Source organism: Sporosarcina sp. ACRSM (genome assembly GCF_022346545.1).
Classification (GTDB): Bacteria; Bacillota; Bacilli; order Bacillales_A; family Planococcaceae; genus Sporosarcina.
Genome location: NZ_JAKRNU010000001.1, coordinates 355,396 through 373,745 on the forward strand (window position 1 = coordinate 355,396; position 18,350 = coordinate 373,745).

At 45.9% G+C, this 18,350-nt stretch carries 14 protein-coding genes; all 14 read right to left on the bottom strand.

The window, feature by feature from the left end:
• Position 1: 1 nt before the first annotated feature.
• The 14 genes from MHZ95_RS01720 to pnp all read right to left on the bottom strand — a co-directional run bounded on the left by MHZ95_RS01720 (position 2) and on the right by pnp (position 18,014).
• Positions 2–1,048: an ABC transporter permease gene (locus MHZ95_RS01720; RefSeq protein WP_239388771.1), complete on the bottom strand. Its 1,047-nt coding sequence runs from the start codon at positions 1,046–1,048 to the stop codon at positions 2–4.
• The gene (locus tag MHZ95_RS01725; protein ID WP_239388772.1) at positions 1,038–2,609 is read right to left on the bottom strand and encodes an ABC transporter ATP-binding protein; all 1,572 of its coding nucleotides are present in this window, start codon (positions 2,607–2,609) and stop codon (positions 1,038–1,040) included. Before MHZ95_RS01725 ends, MHZ95_RS01720 begins: the two co-directional genes overlap by 11 nt.
• A 150-nt stretch (positions 2,610–2,759) precedes the next feature.
• Positions 2,760–3,839, bottom strand: a complete 1,080-nt coding sequence (locus MHZ95_RS01730; RefSeq protein WP_239388773.1) for a BMP family lipoprotein — start codon at positions 3,837–3,839, stop codon at positions 2,760–2,762.
• 460 nt (positions 3,840–4,299) lie between these two features.
• Positions 4,300–5,361, bottom strand: coding sequence for a BMP family lipoprotein (locus MHZ95_RS01735; RefSeq protein WP_239388774.1), 1,062 nt, complete (start codon positions 5,359–5,361; stop codon positions 4,300–4,302).
• Positions 5,362–5,408: 47 nt separating this feature from the next.
• On the bottom strand, positions 5,409–6,137 hold the full coding sequence (locus MHZ95_RS01740; protein WP_239388775.1) for a GntR family transcriptional regulator: 729 nt from the start codon (positions 6,135–6,137) through the stop codon (positions 5,409–5,411).
• Between the two features lie 141 nt (positions 6,138–6,278).
• On the bottom strand, positions 6,279–8,630 hold the full coding sequence (locus MHZ95_RS01745; RefSeq protein ID WP_239388776.1) for an FtsK/SpoIIIE family DNA translocase: 2,352 nt from the start codon (positions 8,628–8,630) through the stop codon (positions 6,279–6,281).
• Positions 8,631–8,792: 162 nt separating this feature from the next.
• Positions 8,793–10,460 carry a ribonuclease J gene (locus MHZ95_RS01750; RefSeq protein WP_239388777.1) on the bottom strand — a complete coding sequence of 556 codons (1,668 nt, stop codon included), beginning with the start codon at positions 10,458–10,460 and terminating at the stop codon, positions 8,793–8,795.
• 255 nt (positions 10,461–10,715) lie between these two features.
• The gene (gene dapA / locus MHZ95_RS01755) at positions 10,716–11,606 is read right to left on the bottom strand and encodes a 4-hydroxy-tetrahydrodipicolinate synthase (RefSeq protein WP_239388778.1); all 891 of its coding nucleotides are present in this window, start codon (positions 11,604–11,606) and stop codon (positions 10,716–10,718) included.
• A 33-nt stretch (positions 11,607–11,639) separates the two neighbouring features.
• Entirely contained in the window at positions 11,640–12,665 is a 1,026-nt protein-coding gene (locus MHZ95_RS01760; RefSeq protein ID WP_255726494.1) for an aspartate-semialdehyde dehydrogenase, read from the bottom strand.
• A 157-nt stretch (positions 12,666–12,822) separates the two neighbouring features.
• Positions 12,823–13,413: a dipicolinate synthase subunit B gene (locus MHZ95_RS01765; protein ID WP_239388779.1), complete on the bottom strand. Its 591-nt coding sequence runs from the start codon at positions 13,411–13,413 to the stop codon at positions 12,823–12,825.
• Between the two features lie 12 nt (positions 13,414–13,425).
• Positions 13,426–14,199, bottom strand: coding sequence for a hypothetical protein (locus MHZ95_RS01770; protein WP_239388780.1), 774 nt, complete (start codon positions 14,197–14,199; stop codon positions 13,426–13,428).
• Positions 14,192–14,464 (bottom strand): YlmC/YmxH family sporulation protein, encoded by a 273-nt coding sequence (locus tag MHZ95_RS01775; RefSeq protein WP_239388781.1) that lies wholly within the window; start codon positions 14,462–14,464, stop codon positions 14,192–14,194. The genes MHZ95_RS01770 and MHZ95_RS01775 overlap by 8 nt, the downstream gene beginning before the upstream one ends.
• 71 nt (positions 14,465–14,535) lie before the next feature.
• On the bottom strand, positions 14,536–15,783 hold the full coding sequence (locus tag MHZ95_RS01780; protein WP_239388782.1) for a M16 family metallopeptidase: 1,248 nt from the start codon (positions 15,781–15,783) through the stop codon (positions 14,536–14,538).
• 110 nt (positions 15,784–15,893) lie between these two features.
• Entirely contained in the window at positions 15,894–18,014 is a 2,121-nt protein-coding gene (pnp, locus tag MHZ95_RS01785; protein ID WP_239388783.1) for a polyribonucleotide nucleotidyltransferase, read from the bottom strand.
• Positions 18,015–18,350 lie beyond the last annotated feature (336 nt).

Sequence of the window (18,350 nt, forward strand, 5' to 3'; positions counted from 1 at the left end):
ATCACTTTGCCTCCTTTTTCTTAGACATCCGGCTTAAAATAACACGAATAATATAACCCGATGCTACAAAGAAAATGATGAGTGCAATTACAATGGAAACAATTTCAACTGGAACCCCAGCCGCATTCGGCATATTCCCCGCACCGTACTTGAGTGACCCGAATAATGAAGCACCGAAAATGACGCCAAGCGGTGTATTGGCACCTAATAGCGCAACCGCGATACCATCGAAACCAATCCCTGTAAAACCGCCACGAGATGCCATATAACCGAATGTTCCGAGCGCTTCCATCGCTCCTCCCAGACCGGCAAAGACGCCCGAAATGACCATCGAGAGTACAATATTCTTACTAACATTCATCCCGGCATATTGAGAAGCATGGGCGTTGAAACCAACCGATTTTAACTCGTACCCCGTTTTCGTTTTTTCCAAGATAAACCACATGACGACAACCATCGCAAGCGCGACGAGAATGCCATAGTGAAGCGTTGAAAAATCCGTTAAATTCGATAGGAATTCAGATCGTAACGAAGCCGTTTTATGAATCGTTTCTGTTTTATAACCTCCATCTGACACGGCTTTAATGAGCGCATTAACCACATGAAGCGCTATGTAGTTCATCATGATTGTTACGATTACTTCATGGACATGTAACTTTGCTTTCAAAATGCCCGGTATTAGACCCCAAATGGCCCCGGCAGCTGCTGCAGCAAGCAATGCGAGCGGTAAGTGAATGATTTTCGGCAATTCGACGGCCGCTCCTACATAAGCTGCTGCGAACCAGCCGACGATCAGTTGCCCTTCCACTCCGATATTGAACAATCCTGTACGGAACGCGAAGGCCACCGCAAGCCCTGCTAAAATATAGGGACTGATTTGCCGGATCGTTTCGCCGATCGCATAAGCATCTCCGAAAATACCTTCCCATAAAGCGATGTATCCCTGAATCGGATCATAGCCGCTTAATAGCATCACAATCGCTCCAACGAGCAAACCGAGAAAAATGGAAATGATAGGTACAAGGAGATTGACAACTCTATTTGACATCGCGATCCTCTCCTTCTTTCAGTACTACTTTGTCCCCGTCTGTTGCTAATTCTTCTTTCGAATGTCCGGCCATTAGTAAGCCAAGTTCCTGTTCGGACGTTTCCGCAGGGATGACCGTATCTACAATTTTGCCATCATAGATAACCGCAATCCGGTCCGAGACGTTCATCACCTCATCCAGCTCAAAGGAAATGAGCAAAACCGCTTTTCCATTATCTCGCTGTTCAATCAATCTTTTATGGATGAACTCAATCGCACCAACGTCAAGTCCGCGTGTCGGCAATGCGGCGATCAGAAGATCCGGATTCCGTTCCACCTCACGTCCGATAATGAGCTTTTGCTGATTTCCTCCAGAAAGCGCTCTTGCCCGTTCATGCTCACCTTGCGTTCTGACGTCGTAAGCTTCGATGATTTCTTTCGCTTTTTCTGAAACTACTTTGTATTGCATAATCCCATTTTTAGATAAAGGCCCATGATAATACGATTGCAAAGCCGCATTATAGCCGACAGAAAAGTCCAATACTAAACCATGCTTATGACGGTCTTGCGGTATATGCCCGACACCTGTTTCCGTAATTTCCCGCGGTTTTTTGCCTGTAACGTCTTTTGAATTGATGGTGATTTTCCCACTTTTCACTTTTCGTAGACCTGTAATTGCCTCGATCAGTTCGGATTGTCCGTTGCCGTCGATTCCGGCGATTCCGATGATTTCTCCTCTGCGTACGGAAAGGTTCAAGCCCTTCACTTTTTCAACACCCCGATAATCTTCGACAACGAGGTTTTCGATATGTAACACTTCTTCCCTCGGGCTGGAAGGACCTTTTTCCGTCTTAAATGTCACCTGACGTCCGACCATCAATTCCGCCAATTGTTGCGGATCAGATTCAGCAGTGATGACCGTTCCAATCCCTTTCCCTTTTCGGATGACAGTCACTCGATCCGATACATCCATAATTTCCTGAAGCTTATGCGTAATAATGATAATCGACTTATTTTCTTCGATCAGCTTTTTCATAATCGTAATCAATTCATCGATTTCCTGCGGTGTCAGAGAAGCAGTCGGCTCGTCAAAAATCAAAATTTCCGCTCCCCGGTAAAGAGTTTTCAAAATTTCTACCCGCTGTTGCATCCCCACCGAAATATCTTCAATTTTGGCATCGGGATCCACATCCAGACCGTATAGTTTAGAAATTTCTGCAACCTTTTTGGCTGCATCTTTAATGTTGATCACACCCATTTTTTTCGGTTCATTGCCCAATATGATATTTTCAGTAACAGTCAAATTTTCCACGAGCATGAAATGTTGGTGGACCATTCCAATTCCAAGATCATTCGCGATGTTCGGATTCGTGATGTTGACCTTTTCGCCGCGCACACGGATTTCTCCGCCTTCAGGCTGATACAACCCGAAAAGGACATTCATCAAGGTCGATTTCCCTGCTCCATTTTCACCTAATAGCGCATGAATTTCCCCTTTTTTTAGTTGGAGAGTAATATTATCGTTCGCAACGAAATTCCCGAATTCTTTGCGTATATTAAGCATTTCAATTACATATTCCAATGGATTCACTTCCTCCCAATTGGGTTTAATATTGACACAAGAAAAGATTCCATATAAATATGGAAACTTTTCTTCTATCAACTCGAATGTCTTGAATTGAAACAGTGAAGGCCGGATTAAACCGGCCCTCATCGTTGTTCACTTGTATAATCATTTAGATGGAACTTCCGGCACTTCGATTTCACCTGCTGCGATTTTTTTCGCATACTCATCGATTTGAGCAAGAACATCTTCCGGAATGGCACCGCGTGAATCGGCTAGTGCAATTCCATTATCTGCAAGACCATATGTGATTGTTTCTCCGCCCGGGAATTGTCCATCCCGTGCTAGTTCAGCCACATTTTTCACGGCTACATCTACGCGCTTCAGCATGGAAGTCAACGTAATGTTGTCCTCGCCGACTTGTCCTTCATCATACTGGTCAGCATCTACACCAATCACCCAAACGTATGCATCTTTATCGGCAGTTTTACGTTCTTTTGCTTCAGAAAATACACCGTTCCCTGTCGCACCGGCAGCATGGAAAATGATATCCACACCGGAAGAATACATCCGGTTCGCTTGCGCTTTACCGAGTTCTGCTTTGTCGAATGCACCTGTATATTGTACGTCAACTGTAATATCAGGATTTACAGCTGCGACCCCTTCTACAAAACCTGCATGAAAACGTTCAATTACCGGTAATTCCATTCCACCAACAAAACCGACTTTATTCGATTTTGTCATTAGTGCAGCCGCAACACCCGCAAGATAGGAACCTTCGTGCTCTTTGAACATGATGCTTGCCACGTTCGGACGGTCTGAAATTTCATCTACCAAACCGAACATTTTGTCCGGCTGCTGATCTGCAACTGTTTCGATTGCATCTTTCAATAGATAACCGATTCCGTAGACTAAATCAAAATCACGACGGACCAAGCGATTCAAGTTCGGTTCATATTCGGCATCGCTTTTGGATTCCAAGTAGTCAAAACCACCATCGCCTTTTTCAAGATTGTTCTCTGCACCGTATTCTTGAATCCCTGTCCAAGCCGATTGGTTGAACGATTTGTCATCCACCCCGCCTGTATCCGTGATCATAGCGATTGAAAATTGTTCCTCACCAGATCCCTCTGTAGAGCCTGTACCTTCGTTGTCTTTCGCATTATCCGTTCCCGTTCCGCAAGCACTTAGTAAAGTACCGGCAGCAAGAAGCATGGACATCGCCAGACCAAATTTACGTTTACTCATTGTGGAACCTCCCCCAGTTTTTTTATATTAGTAGGACGTGTGAACGTCTCATACCCCTATTCAATCGCTGTGAAAGCCGAGATCGCATTTTCTCTAATTTAGCCATATCCCATTCAGGTATGTAACCAGCCATAAAGCAAATTCCAGTGAAATCTTTTCTCTATGGCATCTCGATTATGAAGTTGTAATATGTATTTTATCTTCATTCAGCAGAAGATTCCCACCTCTATAGGTGGCGGGATGAATGCCGGTTTTGTTTCCCGTTCAGTGGGTGTCCAAACGCCCGCTGAAAGAAGATAAAGCCTCCGGCGGATGTCACAGATTTTGAAAGGAGTTAATTGAGCTTTGCTCAATTCAAAATCTGGACGCAATTACGCCGAGGCGTAATTGATCGTCACAAGATAGCGTTTTCTAAGTTAGAAACAAGGGAGACAGAACAATGTCTGCCTCCGTTCTTTAATTATTTTGTCGGGAATTCAGGAACTTCGATTTCGCCTGCCGCGATTTTTTGCTTAAATTCGTCCAACTTCGCAAGGACATCCTCCGGAATAGCTCCGCGTGAATCCGTAAGCGCCATTCCCTCTTCGGCTAGACCGTATGTTTTCACTTCACCGCCAGGGAATTCTCCGTCACGGGCAAGTTCTGAAATGTCTTTAACGGCTATATCTACACGCTTCAGTAAAGAAGTCATGGTGACGTTTTGGTCGCCGACTTGTCCTTCATCATACTGGTCAGAATCGACACCGATGACCCATACGTCGGCATCCTTATTAGCGGATTTACGTTCTTTTGCCTCTGAAAATACACCATTGCCCGTCGCACCTGCAGCATGGAAAATAATATCTACACCTGAGGTATACATACGGTTCGCTTGCGCTTTACCAAGTTCCGCTTTATCGAATGCACCGGTATACTGTACATCAACTTTGATATCAGGGTTCACTGCTTCAACACCAGCTACAAAACCTGCATGGAAGCGTTCAATAACGGGGATTTCCATTCCACCGATAAACCCGACCTTATCCGTCTTCGTCATGAGTGCAGCTGTCGCTCCTGCAAGGAAAGCACCTTCCTGCTCTTTGAACATGATGCTGACAACGTTTGGACGGTCGGCGATCTCATCGACCAGACCGAACATCTTCTCCGGATGTTGATCCGCAATTGTTTCCATCGCATCTTTCAATAAGTAACCGATCCCGTATACTAAATCAAAATCGCGACGGACCAATCTGTTCAAGTTGGGTTCGAATTCCGCATCACTTTTCGACTCCAAGTAATCGAAACCGCCATCGCCCTTTTCAAGGTTGTTTTCTTTTCCAAAATCTTGGATCCCTTTCCAAGCGGATTGGTTGAATGATTTGTCATCTACACCGTTGACATCTGTAATCATTGCAATGGAGAAGTTATCTTCTTCAGATCCTGCCTTCTCATTGTTTTTTTCTTTGCCTGATCCACATGCACCAAGGATTGTACCCGCTGCAAGGACGAGTGACATTGCAAGTCCAAATTTGCGTTTGTTCACTGTTGGAACCTCCATTTTTCACATTTTTAGTAGAGCGCTTTAACTTCTTATACCCGTTTACGTACGACATGAAAACTGAATTTATCAGCCCTGAAATAGTTTTTTGAGTAAAGGACCATCTCGCCTTCCTCACTGTAATGATGTTGCAGAAGGACAAGGAGCGGTACATCGACTCCACATCGCAGAATCGCGGAGGCTTCATCATCATAGCCTACCGGTTCGATATGCGCCACAGCCTGTGTAATACGAAGGGTCCCATTTTTTTCGATCGCGTCGAAAATGGACTCGTTCATAAGCGTTGCCGTACCCGACGGCAAATGCTTTGCAAGAACATGATCGATGCAATAGACGACCGGTTCATGATCTGCAGTCCGCACCCTTTTGATCGTCACAAGTCGATCTTCTTCATTACAACTAAACTTGGCGATATCCTCATCGCAAGGTACCATTTCGGAAACTTCCATGAAAATCGTCCCAGGCTCCATGCCGGCATCTCGAATCATGGAAGAAACACTGGACAATTGTTCAATGCCGGAAGAAAACAGTGGTCTCGAATTGACGAATGTACCGACACCGTGTTTCCGTACGATGACCTTCTCCTCTTCCAGTACACGAAGCGCTTCACGCAGTGTAGCACGGCTGACGCCTAAGGAGCGGGCAAGTTCGTATTCGGATGGGAAACGCTCGTTTTCTCTGAATACCCCTGATTCTATATCTTTTTTTAAACGTTCGATTACCTGTACGTACAGATGCCTATGGTCCGCCTTTACCATCATACCATCCCCCTCAGCGAGGTCAGACCTCTGATGTTAAACGTCACTACTAAACATCCATACTATATCACTTTCATCATACAAATTAAACTAGTCTTTTCAAATTTCTTTTGAAAATTCCTCGACTTCAGGCAAGATAGGCATTTAGTAATAATTCCCTTCATCTTTGCTGATCAGCACTTGGCGTGGCTTGCTTCCTTCTGGTGGTCCGACGACTCCGCGCATTTCCATCTGATCGACGATGCGGGCCGCTCTCGAGTATCCGATTCGGAATCGACGTTGTAACATCGAAACAGACGCTGTTTGCATATCGACAACCAGTTGGACGGCTTCGTCATACAGGTCATCTGTTTCCTCATGCGGTTCTACTACCTCCACTTCCGTCGGAATCATTTCTTCTTGATACTGTGCTTTTTGTTGTTCAATGACAAAATCGACAATCGCTTCTACTTCACTGTCGGATACAAAAGCCCCCTGAATCCTGACCGGCTTCGACACACCAGCTGGCAGGAATAGCATATCTCCTCTTCCAAGTAGTTTTTCGGCACCGCCACTATCCAAAATCGTGCGGGAATCGATCGCAGAGGAAACGGCAAACGCAATTCTGGATGGGATGTTCGCTTTAATGATCCCCGTGATGACATCCACACTCGGCCGCTGCGTTGCGATAATCAGATGGATTCCGGCAGCACGCGCCATCTGGGCAAGCCTTGTGATGGAATCCTCCACTTCGCTGGAAGCCACCATCATAAGGTCCGCCAACTCATCAACAATGACAACGATATAAGGCATGCGCGGATGCTTTTCCTCGTTCTCTTGATTCCACACATCGATATGTTCATTATAGCCTTCAATATTTCTTGTACCCGTATGTGAAAATAGTTCATAGCGTCTTTCCATTTCAGAGACAACTTTTTGAAGCGCTTGAGATGCTTTCCGTGGGTCCGTTACAACCGGAGCGAGAAGATGAGGCACTCCATTATAGACATTCAACTCCACCATCTTCGGGTCGATCATCATCATTTTCACTTCGTGAGGTTTCGCTCGCATTAAAATACTGACGATAATGCCGTTGATGCACACACTTTTCCCGCTCCCGGTCGAACCCGCAATGAGCATATGGGGCATTTTGTTCAACTCTGCAAGCATCGCTTTTCCAGTAACATCACGCCCTAAAGAGATCATCAGTTTGGAATCCGGGCGACTGTTCTCATTCGATTCGATGACTTCACGCAGGCTAACGACTGCAATGGAGCTGTTCGGGACTTCGATGCCGACAGCAGATTTACCCGGAATAGGGGCTTCGATCCGAATGCCACTCGCTGCCAATGCAAGCGCAATATCATCGGCAAGCCCGACAATCCGGCTCACTTTGACACCTGTATCAGGCAACACTTCATATTTCGTCACAGCCGGGCCTAGATGCACTTCCGTCACTTTCGCCTTGACACCGAAGCTAAGGAAGGTCCGTTCCAACTTTTGCGCATTTGCCTGGATGGAATCGAATTCCCCCGATTGGTCATTCAAAGGAGTCTGTTTCAATAGAGAGGCGGGCGGAAGGACATACGACTCATTCTCCTCTTCCCCCGTAACACCTGTGTAGGATGTCGCTTCATCCAATACTTCCGATTGTTCAGCGGCATCAGGTTGCTCCCGTTCTCGTTCTTTCGCGATTGGCGCCTGCTCATCCGGTATCGGTTTTTCTATTCTTTCACTGAATGCAGAAATGATTGGCTGCGACACCACTTCCTCTGTACTCGGCTCAGGCACCACCTGATCTTCTTCCGTCTCAATCGGTACCCGTTTCTTCTTATTCTTCGATCGAGTAGCTCTTGTACGTGCAGCTGCTGTCGACTTTTTCAGTTCGGTTGTCACGAATAGGCTTTTCATACGCTTCCAATATTGCGGGAAATGCTCGACAACATACGGCACAAGCGCTTTCCCCGTCAACAAGATGAAGCCTATGAGGAACAACAGTACACCGGCGACCATCGCTCCCGCGGAATCGAGCAACGAATGGAACATAGCAAATAGAACAGCTCCTGCCATCCCGCCTCCAAGCGCCCCGCTCCTTGAAGCGATGCCATCATTCGTAATGAGGATCTTCCATGTTTCCTTTAATGCCGAATCAGACATGAGAACCCTGCTTTCATATAACTCCTTAAACAAATAAATGTGACTGAATAACACGAAGCTCGCAAGTATGAATAAACAACCGCTGACTACACGGTTTTTCCAACCGCCCATCGTCCGTTTGATCATGAACATCAGAGCCTGAATGATGAGGAGTAGCGGAATCGCACTATACCAATTTCCGAGGATGAACCGGGATAAGGATGACAGGCTCCTGCCAACAATCCCGAATTCGAATATCAGTATGATTGCTAGACCGATCATTGCTAAGCCGATCACTTCATACAATAAAGGATTCAAACCTGTCGACTTTTTACTTTGGGCGGCTGTCTTCTTTTTCTTTTTTTTCGATTTGCTAGCCATTTTCTCCTCTCCCCCTTTGTAATTGTAATTATGTAAACTCTACTGAAAAAGGATTTCCGGCCGCTCAGACGGCAAGGAAATCCTTCAGATCGGTACTATGGTTGACATACGATTCAGTGTGTTTTTTAGACGTTCGACATTCGCTTCAAATGCTGAAGCAAATTAGTATTCCATGATGATCGGAATGATCATCGGTCTTCTTTTCGTCTGTTGGAATAGATAAGAACTGAGCGTGTCACGAATCTCTTGTTTAATGTTTGTCCATTCGAATGTATCTTTATTCACATATTTCTCTACAATATTTCTCACGAGCTTGGCCGCTTCTTCCAGCAACTCTTCAGATTCACGGACATAAACGAATCCGCGTGAAACGATTTCCGGCCCCGCAGCGATACGCTTCTGTTTGCGATTGAGCGTAACGACAACGGTGAAGATTCCATCTTGGGAAAGAAGCTTTCGATCGCGTAGTACGATATTCCCGACATCTCCGACTCCGATTCCGTCGATCAATATATTCCCTGCCTGTACACGTCCACTCATCCGCATCTTATTATTCTTATACTCGACGATATCCCCTTTGTCGGCAATGAACACTTGGGATTTCTGCATTCCCGTTTCCTGCGCCAATTTGGAGTGTGCAATCAGCATTCTGTATTCCCCTTGTATTGGGATGAAATACTTCGGTCTCATCAAGTTGAGCATCATTTTCAAGTCTTCTTGACTCCCGTGTCCGGTCACATGGACATTCTTACTCGCTGTCAGGACAGTCGCTCCCGCTTTGGCAAGATCGTTCATCGTCTGGAACATGGACACTTCCATCCCTGGCGATGGCGTGAATGTAATGAGCACCGTGTCCGTTTCCCGAATACGGATTTCGCGATGATGTTTGCGAACGATCTTTTCGAGCGCTTCAAGCGGTTCCCCTTGGTTGCCTGTAACAATGATAACGACTTCATCATCATCGTACGTATCAATTTCTTTTACCGGAATGACAATATCATCCTGGATTGTCAAATAACCAAGTTTCATACCTACCTCGAAATAGCTTTCAAGACTTTTACCGACGACCGCCACTTTTTTTCCGTTTTCATGCGCCTTGTCGAACACTTGCTGAATCCGGATAAAGTTCGAAGCATACAGAGCGACAAGAATTCGACCTTCCGCACCGTGAAATGTCTTGGACAAGCTATTTTCAATGACAGACTCCGATGTTGTATAACCGGGTCTCTCCGCTTCAGTAGAATCCGACATGAGGATGAAAACACCCTCTTCACCAAGCGCAGCCATTTTGGCGATATCTGGTCTATATTTGCCCTTCGCCGACTGATCAAATTTAAATTCCCCTGTGTGCACAATAGCCCCTTCACTCGTATGGAACACAATCCCCAACGAATCAGGTATGCTATGCGTCGTATGGAAAAATGTTACATACGTCGTTTTGAAATTCATCCGGCTTTTATTGGACACTTCGAAAAATTTAATGTTTGAAGGGGCCGGCATTTTTTTCAAATGCTCTTTCGCCAATGCAATTGTCAATTTTGAACCGTAGACTGGCGCCTGTACCTTTTGCAATAAATAAGCAATCGAACCGATCGCATCTTCGTGACCATGTGTCAGGAAAATTCCTTTGACCCGTTCTTTGTTTTCTTCGATATAGCTCATATCCGGAATGACGATGTCAATGCCAAGCATTTCACCTTCCGGAAACATGAGCCCGGCATCCACGATGAACAGCTCCTCATCGATTTCTACTGCGTACATCGCTTTACCGATTTCCCCGACTCCCCCGAGAGGTATGATTCTTATCACTTCGTTTTTCGTTTTTACCACATTGTTTCCTCCTAATATGCTGTTTGTTCAAAAAGGAAGACAAAAAGAGCCTAGACCGATAAAGGAAGACAATCCCTGCACACGGTCAACATGATTAGCGACTGTACGACCTGTATCCTGGAGGCCTAGCTATTTTCCTAATCTTTTTTGAATTTCACTATTTCCATAAACCCGTCCATCACGACTAAGTCTCATTATACGGGACTTGACCTATCTGTACAAATAAAAAAAGCCGGTATCGAATACCGGCTCTGCTTAATTGAAAATATGAAGATTTTTCCTATATTGTTCCCATACTTGGTCAAATGCGTCATCATTGCCTTCTACACCTGTCAAAGGCAATCGGACTCCACCTGTCTCGACCCCGATTTTTTCAAGCGCATATTTCACCAGCACCGGATTTGGCGCGTAGAACACTGCACGGAATAACGGCAGTAATGCTCTATGCATCGTTGCGGCCTGTTCCGTCCGCCCTTCGATAAATGCACCGATCATCTGTTGCATTTCTTTTCCGGCGATATGAGAAGCAACCGATACGATTCCTTTTCCGCCTACGGCAAGTGTCGGTAACGCCAGGGAATCATCACCGCTATAGACGGAGAATCCGTCATCCGTCCCGGAAATGATGTCTGCCGCTTGCTCCAAGCTACCGCTCGCCTCTTTGACGGCACGGATATTTTTTATCTTCGATAACGCGATGAGCGTTTCAGGTGACATATTGACAGCCGAACGCCCAGGGATATTGTATAACATGATCGGGAGTGTTGTTTCCCCTGCTACATGTTTAAAGTGGGCGTACATCCCTTTTTGGTCAGGCTTATTATAATAAGGGGCAACGAGCATGATACCGTCCGCTCCGGCCTTTTCTGCAATACGAGTCAGCTTGACTGTCTCCGTCGTTGAAAAGGTCCCTGTCCCCGCAATGACTGGAATTCGTTTGTTTACAGTCTCGACAGAAAATTTAAAGAGTGCTTCCTTCTCCTGGACAGAAAGCGTGGGAGATTCTCCCGTTGTTCCACAAACAACGATGGAATCCGTCCCGTTTGCTATCAGATGTTCAATCAAATTGGCAGTTCTTTCATAATCGATGTCACCCGTCGTGGAGAAAGGGGTGACCATCGCTGTCGATACGCGTCCAAGTTCCATTCTATTCAGCCCTTTACTAATGTTTTATCTTTATTACTGAATCAGATTTTCTGCAATTTGTACGGAGTTGAGCGCCGCACCTTTTAGCAGATTATCCGAGACGATCCAGAGATGATAGCCTGCAGAATGATTTGGATCTTTGCGGATACGACCGACAAACACTTCGTCTTTTCCTTCCGCAAATAATGGCATCGGATAGGTTTGAGTCGAAGGATCGTCTTGTACGACAACACCTGGTGCTTTTTCTAACAAAGCGTGCAGTTCCTCCACGGAAACACCTTCTTCGCCGAGTTCAATGTAGACGGATTCGGAGTGTCCTGTTACGACTGGAAGTCTGACACAAGTTGCAGCAACAGACAGTTGTGGATCTCCAAAAATCTTTTTCGTTTCATTCATCATTTTAAGTTCCTCAAGCGTATACCCGGAAGCGTCGAATGCATCAATTTGTGGAATGGCATTGAACGCGATCGGATAATGCTTTTTCGCCGCAGCTGATGGCAAAATGGAAGCTTCTGTTTCCGCACGACTTTCAAATTGCTGGCTTTGACTTTCCAACTCGTCGATCGCTTCTGCACCAGCACCTGACACCGCTTGGTACGTTGAAACGATAATCCGTTTCAATCCGTATTTTTCGCGAAGCGGTTGCAATGCAGCCACCATCTGGATCGTCGAGCAGTTCGGATTGGCGATGATGCCTGTATGCCCGCTGAGCGCTGACGCATTCACCTCTGGCACAACGAGTGGAATATTCTCCTGCATCCGGAATGCGCTCGTGTTATCAATTACTGTCGCACCGCGTTTCACCGCTTCATGTGCAAATTTTTCCGAAATGGAACCGCCTGCACTAAAGAATGCGATATCTACGCCTTCAAATGATTCAGGTACCGTTTCTTCGACAATATATGTTTGACCGCCTGCCGTAATTTCTGTACCGGCTGAACGTTTAGAAGCTAATAGTTTGATGGATTCGACAGGAAATTCCCTTTCGAGCAACTTCTCAAGGATTTTTGTCCCAACGGCTCCAGTAGCACCGACAATTGCAACATTCACTTTCTTCATCTCTATCTCCCTTTCAGCTATAACCGGTATGCAAATGGCTTGGATTTACGAACCTTGCACGAATCTCCATTGTTCGTCAAAACCTTTTTACTTGCTACACCGTAAGCAGTTCATTGGAGGAATTATACCATATCCACGAATATTCTGTAGTATTTTTTTATTTTTTATTGTGAATTATCAATAATGGTTGAAGCTGTTTCTTTTCCAAAGCCGCCGCTGCAGCCGGAATCATCAGCGAAAAATCGGAGATGAGCGAGTTCGGCTTTTTGAATGGGTCATCTTGACCAAAAGGAATAAAAAAGACATTTTTCGTATTTAATAACTTCATAATATTTTCCCCGTTCAATCCAAGTGCATCATTCGTTGAAATACCGAGCAGAACCGGGCTGCCATTGCGCAAAGTTGCTTTCGCGGCCATTAAAACGGGAGAATCCGTCGAAGCATTGGCAAATTTACTAATTGAATTCCCGGTCATCGGTGCAATGATCATACAATCTACTGGTGTCGAAGGTCCGAACGGCTCTGCACCGACAATTGTGGAAATCACTTTTTCGCCGGTAGCAGCTTCGATCCGTTCGATCCATTCTTCCCCTGTTCCAAAACGGGTCGCCGCAGTTAACACTGAATGGGTAATGACTGGCACGACTGTTGCTCCTGCATCTTTCAATGATTCAATAACCGGGACTAAGACGTCGTACGTACAATGAGATGCTGTAATCCCAAGGCCTATCCGCTTTCCCTGTAACATTGCGTTCCCCTTTCATCCTCTATGCATCCTCTCGAGTGCCTCTGCCAAGACAGCGGCTGCATCCACGGGAAAATGTTTACCCGGTAATCCGAGAAGTACTGTATAGTATTCAGGAATCGGGACTTCCCTTAGGCAACCGGGCGCTGAAGCCAGGTCAAAAATGTGAAGGCGGGAAGTTTCGGGGACCGCTAACCACTTTGCCGGAATGGTGTTGACCAAGTTACCTTCTTTCAACTCCCAATCATCCGTCAGCCTTTCCGTGCGATAGCCGAGGACGGCCGCTTCACCGAGTTGACTGTCGGACCGGGCGACAATTGTCACATCAGCTCCAAGCGCCGCCAAGGCATGCGCAGCCGTTTTCCCGACCTTTCCAAACCCGGCGATATGGAAACGGTTCTCCGCAATACTGCGTCCGGCATACGCATAATATTCACGGATAAAAGCTTCAGCCGTCAATCGGCCATTTTGCCAAATGTACGGCTCATCCTTCAAATAGGAATGAACGGTCAATCCCGCTTCTTTAAATGGGGCTACCCACTCCTCTGAAGCAACGCCTGTATACAGCTTCGCTTCTTTGTGCAACAATTCTGGAGGAAGCGTTCCTTCCATTTGGCGAATAGGAAAAACGATATGTTTGGGGGCCTCTTCCGACAGATAGGAGGCAAGTTGCTCCGAATAGGAATCCGTTGCGATATGGGTTGTGGCAAATCCCCGGTCTGCCATCATTTCACTGCACACAACCAGTCTCTTGTCCGTCCCTATGAAAAGCCATTTGTCTTTAGTCATGGAGATTCAACTCATCCATTCGATGTGTTTTTCCGAACAAGATACGATGTTCTCCGATCAATACGATTTCATGCCAAGGGATGTATTCATCAGAGATCTCCTGATTTTTTTTGAATGAAAAACGGCTAAACCGCTTCTTCACTTCAAATCCGATGATCTCCCCGGTCTTCCCATCGAAGAGTAGGTCGGTATCCGCCAAAAAACCATAGCGGACACCGTCCTCCACTTGAATAAGCTCCTTTTGCGCAAGTTCCGAAAGTAGCATTGCCATTCTCCTTTCTTCCGTCTCCATCCATCATATGAATAAAAAACGGGAAAGCTGACTTGTACTTCCGTTCAAATTTCAATATTTTCTAAAACGCGGGCAGGTGCAATGATGGAAAGCGCGCGTTCTTTCGTTAACAGTTCGTTTGCCATGCGATACACATCGCGGGCTTTCACATCGTCAATAAGCGCCACCACTTCATCCATCGTTTTATGCTCTTGCAGAATGAGTTCATTTTTTCCATTCCGATGCATCCGCGATTCCGAACTTTCAAGGCCGAGCAAAAAACCGCCCTTCAACTGTTCTTTTGCGTTATGAAGCTCGTTTTCCGTAATTCCTTCCGTCAGAATGGAGTGGATGACCCCATCGATTGTTTCACTCAACTTCCGCATATTTTCTGGAGAGGTTCCGCCGTAAATCATAAAATTACCTGTGGTCATATAAGACGAATAATAGGAATAGACCGAGTAAGCTAACCCGCGTTCTTCACGTACTTCTTGGAAGAGGCGGGAAGACATCGTCCCACCAATGACACTATCTAACAGGATCAGATCGTGGAGGCGCTCGTCCTTTATAGACAGACCGGGATAACCAAGGCATACATGCGCTTGTTCAATGTCTTTCGCCTTCATGGTCGTGCCATTGTGAAAGACAGCTGTTGGCACGGATGACTGCGACTTTTCCTCCCCTACCCGTTTGAAAGAGCCGAATTGGACCTCAATGAGTTTAAGTAGCCTTTCATCATAATTCCCTGCGATGGATATGACAAGACGATCAGGTGTGTACATCCGCTCCATAAATGCTTGTATCGCATCCCGATTAAATGCGGTGATTGTATTTTCGTTCCCTAACACCGACCTGCCAATCGCGTGATCCGGATACATCGTCTTCCATAACCTTTCATCCACATCATCATCGGGCGTATCTTCAACAGCTGCGAGTTCATCAAGAATAATAGACTTTTCTTTTTCTATTTCCTGCTCGTCAAACAGGGAGTTGAAAAACATATCCGACAACACCGACAAAGCGCGAGGTGCATGATGGCCTAGGACTGTCGTGTAATAGCATGTCATCTCTTTGGACGTAAACGCATTGGCCTCTCCTCCAATCCGGTCAAACTCTTCTGCAATGGCCCGCGCGTTTCTCGTTGCCGTTCCTTTGAACAGCATATGCTCAATGAAATGGGCAATGCCGGATTCCGATTCCCTTTCATCCAACGAACCAGCTCCGACCCAAATTCCGATCGCCACAGACCGTACATGCGGCATTTTTTCATGAACAATCCGAACCCCATTGGGGCATACATATTTTTCAACCATGAAACCATTCCCCCTCTTTTGTCTATTTTTTTATTTTAACGGATTCAAACACAAAAAGCCCCTTCTTCTAATTAGAAGTGAGGCTTTTTTGTTAGAATATTCAGGACGGCTTAGTTTTTCCCTTTTTCAGCCGCTTCTTTTTCTTCTTTCAGAACAACTTTTCTTGACAGATTGACGCGTCCTTGATTATCGATTTCAATTACTTTTACAAATAATTCATCGCCTAATTTCAACACGTCTTCCACTGCTTTCGTCCGTTCTTCCGCAATTTCGGAAATGTGGAGAAGGCCATCTTTTCCAGGGAATATTTCAAGGAATGCACCGAATTTTTCAATGCGTTTCACTTTTGCCATATAATATTCGCCGACTTTTGCTTCCCGCACGATATTTTCAATCATCGACTTCGCTTTTTCATTCATTTCGGAGTTAGGGGAAGAAATGTAAATCGTTCCATCTTGCTCCGTATCGATTTTAACATTCGTCTCTTCGATGATTTTATTGATCACTTTTCCACCAGGTCCGATGACATCCCGAATTTTATCCGGATTGATTTGGATCATGATGATTTTCGGCGCGTATTCGGATAGCTCCGTGCGCGGTGCGTCAATTGCTGTCATCATATGATTCAAGATTTTCAAACGGCCCACTTTCGCCTGTGCCAATGCCTCTTCCAAGATTTCACGGGAAAGGCCTTCGATTTTAATATCCATTTGAAGTGCAGTGATCCCTTTTTCAGTCCCTGCCACTTTAAAGTCCATATCGCCAAGATGGTCCTCCATCCCTTGGATATCAGATAGGATGGAATAATTGTCATCTTTTTTCACAAGTCCCATCGCAATCCCTGCAACTGGTGCTTTCAAAGGTACACCTGCATCCATCATCGCCATTGTCGAAGCACAGATCGAAGCTTGGGAAGATGATCCGTTCGATTCAAGCACTTCCGCAACAAGGCGGATCGTATACGGGAATTCAGACTCACTCGGAATGACCGCTTCAAGTGCGCGCTCACCAAGTGCACCGTGACCGATTTCACGGCGTCCCGGCGCACGAATCGGACCTGTTTCACCGACACTGAAGTTCGGGAAGTTATAGTGGTGCATAAAACGTTTCGTTTCTTCTAGCCCCAGTCCATCGATGATCTGTACCTCACCCAATGCACCAAGTGTACAAATGCTCAAAGCTTGTGTCTGTCCACGTGTAAACAGTCCGGAGCCGTGCGTTCGCGGTAAAATACCAACTTCCGAAGCAAGCGGGCGGATTTCTTCCAGACCGCGGCCATCTGGACGGACTTTTTCATCCGTAATGAGGCGGCGCACTTCGTCTTTGACAAGTTGATCCAATACCGCTTTCACTTGTTTCATCGTCGCTTCATCCGCTTCGTTTTCCGTATAGCGCTCGATCACCGCGTCTTTCACTGCGTTGATCGCATCTTCACGCGCATGCTTTTCTTCTGTTTGGATTGCCTGCACAAGATCTTTTTCGGAACTGTTTTTGATATCCGCTAAAATGGTTTGATCCAACTCGAACAATTCAATTTCCATTTTGGCCTTGCCGACTTCCGCAACGATTTTCTCTTGGAATTCGATCAGCTTAATGATTTCTTCATGTCCGAACATGATCGCTTCTAGCATGACATCTTCCGGGATTTCCTGTGCGCCCGCTTCAACCATGTTGATCGCATCTTTCGTTCCTGCGACGATCAGATCCAAATCGCCTGCCTCCAACTGTGCTGGCGTCGGATTGACGATGAATTGTCCGTCGATCCGTCCGATTTGAACACCCGCAATCGGACCTTCGAACGGAATGTCCGAGATGGACAATGCCAATGAAGAACCGATCATCGCTGCCATTTCAGGTGAACAATCCTGATCGACCGACATAACGAGCGAAATGACTTGTACGTCATTCCGGAATCCGTCCGCAAACAAAGGCCGGATCGGACGGTCAATCAGACGGCTCGTTAACACCGCTTTTTCCGATGGACGACCTTCACGTTTAATGAAGCCTCCTGGAATTTTCCCGACCGCGTACATCCGCTCCTCATAATTGACCGTAAGCGGGAAAAAATCTAGCCCTCGCGGCGTTTTGGATGATGTTGCCGTCGCAAGTATTGTTGAATCGCCATAACGGACCAATACGGCTCCGTTCGCTTGTTTTGCAAGTTGACCGGTCTCGATCGTCAACGGACGACCCGCCCAATCCAGTTTGAACACTTTTTTTAGTTCTGTCATTATAGAACTCCTCTCCATATTCCAGCCTAAACTATAGACGTTGTATGTATAGCATTAGTGTAAGTGATAGCGCTCTGTAAATACAAGTTTTATCTTTATTCAGCAGAAGTCTCCCACCCTAATAGGTGGTGGGTTACATGAAGTTTTGTCTCCTCTTGGGCGGGTATTCAAATGCCCGCTGAATAAAGATAAAGCCTCCGGCGGATGTCACGGATTTTGAAAGGAATCAATTGCGTTTATCTAAGTGCCTTAATTTCCGCAAAAAACGCAGAAATACGGCAAATCGAACCCTTCGCCGTTCGATTCGCAATTCAAAATCCGGACGCAATTACGCCG

Excerpts from the sequence above, each read along its gene's own strand:
- MHZ95_RS01720 (WP_239388771.1), bottom strand. The coding sequence starts at position 1,048 with ATGTCAAATAGAGTTGTCAATCTCCTTGTACCTATCATTTCCATTTTT.
- MHZ95_RS01730 (WP_239388773.1), bottom strand. The coding sequence starts at position 3,839 with ATGAGTAAACGTAAATTTGGTCTGGCGATGTCCATGCTTCTTGCTGCC.
- MHZ95_RS01740 (WP_239388775.1), bottom strand. The coding sequence starts at position 6,137 with ATGATGGTAAAGGCGGACCATAGGCATCTGTACGTACAGGTAATCGAA.
- MHZ95_RS01745 (WP_239388776.1), bottom strand. The coding sequence starts at position 8,630 with ATGGCTAGCAAATCGAAAAAAAAGAAAAAGAAGACAGCCGCCCAAAGT.
- dapA (WP_239388778.1), bottom strand. The coding sequence starts at position 11,606 with ATGGAACTTGGACGCGTATCGACAGCGATGGTCACCCCTTTCTCCACG.
- MHZ95_RS01760 (WP_255726494.1), bottom strand. The coding sequence starts at position 12,665 with ATGAAGAAAGTGAATGTTGCAATTGTCGGTGCTACTGGAGCCGTTGGG.
- MHZ95_RS01765 (WP_239388779.1), bottom strand. The coding sequence starts at position 13,413 with ATGTTACAGGGAAAGCGGATAGGCCTTGGGATTACAGCATCTCATTGT.
- MHZ95_RS01770 (WP_239388780.1), bottom strand. The coding sequence starts at position 14,199 with ATGACTAAAGACAAATGGCTTTTCATAGGGACGGACAAGAGACTGGTT.
- MHZ95_RS01775 (WP_239388781.1), bottom strand. The coding sequence starts at position 14,464 with ATGCTACTTTCGGAACTTGCGCAAAAGGAGCTTATTCAAGTGGAGGAC.
- MHZ95_RS01780 (WP_239388782.1), bottom strand. The coding sequence starts at position 15,783 with ATGGTTGAAAAATATGTATGCCCCAATGGGGTTCGGATTGTTCATGAA.
- pnp (WP_239388783.1), bottom strand. The coding sequence starts at position 18,014 with ATGACAGAACTAAAAAAAGTGTTCAAACTGGATTGGGCGGGTCGTCCG.